At 64.9% G+C, this 3,393-nt stretch carries 2 protein-coding genes; both read right to left on the bottom strand.

Annotation, left to right across the window (positions count from 1 at the left end; genetic code table 11):
• Positions 1-83 precede the first annotated feature (83 nt).
• Entirely contained in the window at positions 84-1,448 is a 1,365-nt protein-coding gene (mgtE, locus tag G6017_RS12620; RefSeq protein WP_182611122.1) for a magnesium transporter, read from the bottom strand.
• Positions 1,449-2,299: 851 nt separating this feature from the next.
• Positions 2,300-3,226, bottom strand: coding sequence for an undecaprenyl-diphosphate phosphatase (locus G6017_RS12610; RefSeq protein WP_182611124.1), 927 nt, complete (start codon positions 3,224-3,226; stop codon positions 2,300-2,302).
• Between the last annotated feature and the right edge of the window lie 167 nt (positions 3,227-3,393).

Here is a 3,393-nt window from a genome sequence, read left to right as displayed (position 1 = left end):
TACACCACTTCTAGGGGCTTGACCGACACCCGGATGACGATCTCCATGATGAGTTGATCGTCGGAGACGAAGAACATGGCTGCTCACCCTCCCGCCAGGGCTGTGACCACCTCGAGCTGATCAGACAGCACGACCGAGGCGATCAGGAAGTAGATGATAAGGCCGGTGGCGTCAACGAGCGTGGTGACCACCGGCGCGGAGAACACCGCAGGGTCGATCCGGAGCTTGTGCGCGATCAGTGGCAGCACTCCCCCCACGGCTGAGGCCCAGAGGCAGATCAGCACCAACGTCAGCGAGATGATGATCCCGATGTCGACGCCGTAGAAGAACGACGCCACGGGGAAGCCCACGGCAGCCAGAAGCAGTCCCAGGAGTAGTCCGACCCGCGCCTCGCGCCAGAGCACGCGTGGCAGGTCCGACACCCGTACCTCGTTGACCGCCAGGGCTCGGATCATCGCACTCGCAGCCTGCGAGCCGGCGTTTCCTCCGGTGTCGACCAGCAGCGGGATGAACAAGGCCAGGGTCACCACTGTGGCCAGGGTGTCCTCGAAGTACTCCAGGACATTGACGGTCATGACCGCTGCGAGGATCAATGCCAGTAGCCACACCGCCCGGGTGCGCGCCAGGCGAAACACCGTGGCCGACAGGTACGACACGCCCAGCGGCTCAGCGCCGCCGGCACGCAGGGCATCACGGGTGACCTCCTCCTCGAGTACCTCCATGGCCATGTCGACGGGGATCATGCCGATCACCCGCTGTTCGGCATCGACCACCGGAAGCGCCAGGAGATCCGCCTCCTGGAGCAGGCGCGCAGCGGATTCCTGGTCGGCGCCGGCGTCCACGCTGTACTTCTCCTTCGACATGATCGCCTCGATCCGGGTCCCGTCCTCGCTGGTGACGATGTCACTGAGCCACACCACCCCCACCAACCTGCGCTCATCGTCGGTCACGGGCAGCAGCGAATAGTCCTCGGACCGGCCGCCGAGCCCGCCGAGCCTGTCCAAGGCCTGCTCCCTGGTCTGCCCTGGGGCCAGGGTCACGGCCGCCGGGATCATCACCCTGCCCGCGGTGCGGGGCCAGTAGCCGAGCAACTCCGCAGTCGCCTCGCGCTCGGTATCGCTGAGCCCGTGCTGGAGCCTCGTGGCGACCTTTGCCGGGACTTCATCCAGCAGGCGCACCCGATCAGCCGGGGACATCGCAGCGAACAACTCGTGAACCCGCTCGTCCCGCAACCCGTCGATCAGAGTGCGCTGGTGCTCAGCATCGAGTAGCTCGAACACGCTCATCGCCTTGTCCTTGTCGAGCAGACGGAACGCCACCGCCCGATCAGACGGATCCATCCGGGCGAGTTCCTCTGCAACACGGACTGCATGGTTGCCGCGCACCCAGGTGCGGGCCTGATCTGTGGCGTTGTCCCGGACGAGCCGGACCAGGTTGTTGTTGTACATGGGAAGACACTCCTTGGAAAGCATGAGCCGCGCATAGTCGTAGCGCACGGAAACGCCCCGTGCGGCACATGCGCACGGGGAAACGATCAACAGGTGATGAACTCTGGTGGGGATCTGGCGGTAGGTGGCACGCTCGCGCGGACGCACGGAGACGGGGCAGCATCGCCGAAACCGGCGATTGCAGACGGACCGCCTCAGGTGCCGGTCTCTACGAAGGCACAGTCAGAACTGCCCGAAGACAGGGTGCCTCTACAGACAGGTTGCCTCTAGAGAGGGAGGATGGCGGCGGGGCGGGGGCGGCGGCTTTCGCCGCTCGGACTCGGACTCGGCACGTCACTCACGAAACCCCACCCCCTCTCGCTCCAGCGAAGCCGCAACAGCCGCAGTGTTGACGCGCAACGAGAACGGTGTCACTGCGTGACCAGGCACGGCTTCGACCTTTTTCGCCGGGAACCTTAACACACCTCTTTCACACCACAAGACCGTGTACGTCTGCTCGTCGTGAGCATCCACATTGTGGGGTCAGTAGAAGCCGAGTGGATCCTCCGGCTCGACATGGATGAGTGTCTCTGCCAGGGAACACTCCTTCGACCTGGTCCTCAAGTCTGTCGGCGAGTTCATGAGCAGTAGAGACAGCCCAGGACCCGGGCACGCCCATGACGAGATAGATATGGCGGTGGCGGCCAGTCTCCACGGACCGGGCAGGGGCGAAAAATACGCCGTGAACTGCGGAGAACTTCGTCTGAGCAGTGGAGAACCGCTCCATGTCCCCAGCTGGCATGGCCGCGCTGAGCCATGCTCGTGGTCTTCAGCGCGGTGGCAGTTCAGCGTGGGGATCACGAAACCGAAACTCATCGTTGGTGAAGGGCCAGTTGGTCCTGGTCCAGCGGTAGTTGATCCACCGGTGGGGCCTCACTGAGGTCTGGCTGGTTGATCAGTACGAACAGCGCCAGTCCCACCACGTAGACCGCGAAGACCCGGAAATGCCCCCGGTAGAGCAGTCGCAGCACCATCCACAGCGCTCCCGCACCGACGACGGCGGCCACCACGAATCCCAGCGCGTAGTCCTGCCAGCCCAGGAACAGCCCACCCTCGAAGCTGGCGGGATCGAGCAGGCTCAGCGACTGCAGCCCGGTGGCGGCAACGATCGTGGGAATGGCGACGAAAAAGCTGAACTGCGCTGCCAGCGGCCGGTGCATGCCCAGCGCCAGCGCCGCGGCGATGGTCAGCCCTGACCGGCTCAGACCTGGAAAGAGCGCCGCCGCCTGGGCCAGACCGATCACGACGGCGACCAGCACCGTCATCTGCGTGGCGCCGCGCCAGGTGGTCTTGACCGAGTCCGACCACCAGAGCACCGCGCCGGTGATCATCAGCATCAGTGCCACAGCCCACGGGGTGGTGAAGACGTCGGTGCCGTATGCACGGATGAGCAGGCCCAGGACCCCGGTGATGGCCGTGGTCAGCAGGCCCAGCAGCGCGAGCCGCAGGTGGATCAGATGGCGCAGCGTGCGCCTCCGTCGCCAGTGCCCGAGGTCGCGCCGGATGCCTTTGATCAGCTGCTTCAGCGGTCGCCACATCACGACGACGACGGACACCATCGTGCCGAGGTGTACCACCAGGTTAAACAGGATCATCTCTGGGGTGTCCGGCGCTGGCAGGGGCGACCCTTCGGCCGCCAGCCATTGCTGCATCAGCACCAGGTGGCTGGAGGAGCTCACCGGGATGAACATGAAGAGTCCCTGGATCGCTCCCAGGAGGACCGATTCCCACAGGCTCATCGAGCGCGGTGCTCCGCCGCCGTACCGGCCACCCTGGCCTCAGTCGGCGCTTTTTCGGGACCGGGCGGAAGATCAGGCATGACTCATACCGTATCGATCAGTGGGTACCAGTGAGGAACAGAGACGGACTGGGGACCACACCTAGGAGCATGGGTCAGTAATGGCTC

The organism is Dietzia sp. B44 (assembly GCF_014145245.1).
Taxonomy (GTDB): domain Bacteria; phylum Actinomycetota; class Actinomycetes; order Mycobacteriales; family Mycobacteriaceae; genus Dietzia; species Dietzia natronolimnaea.
This window is presented reverse-complemented; position numbering and strand designations above follow the sequence as displayed.

Excerpts from the sequence above, each read along its gene's own strand:
- mgtE (WP_182611122.1), bottom strand. The coding sequence starts at position 1,448 with ATGTACAACAACAACCTGGTCCGGCTCGTCCGGGACAACGCCACAGAT.
- G6017_RS12610 (WP_182611124.1), bottom strand. The coding sequence starts at position 3,226 with ATGAGCCTGTGGGAATCGGTCCTCCTGGGAGCGATCCAGGGACTCTTC.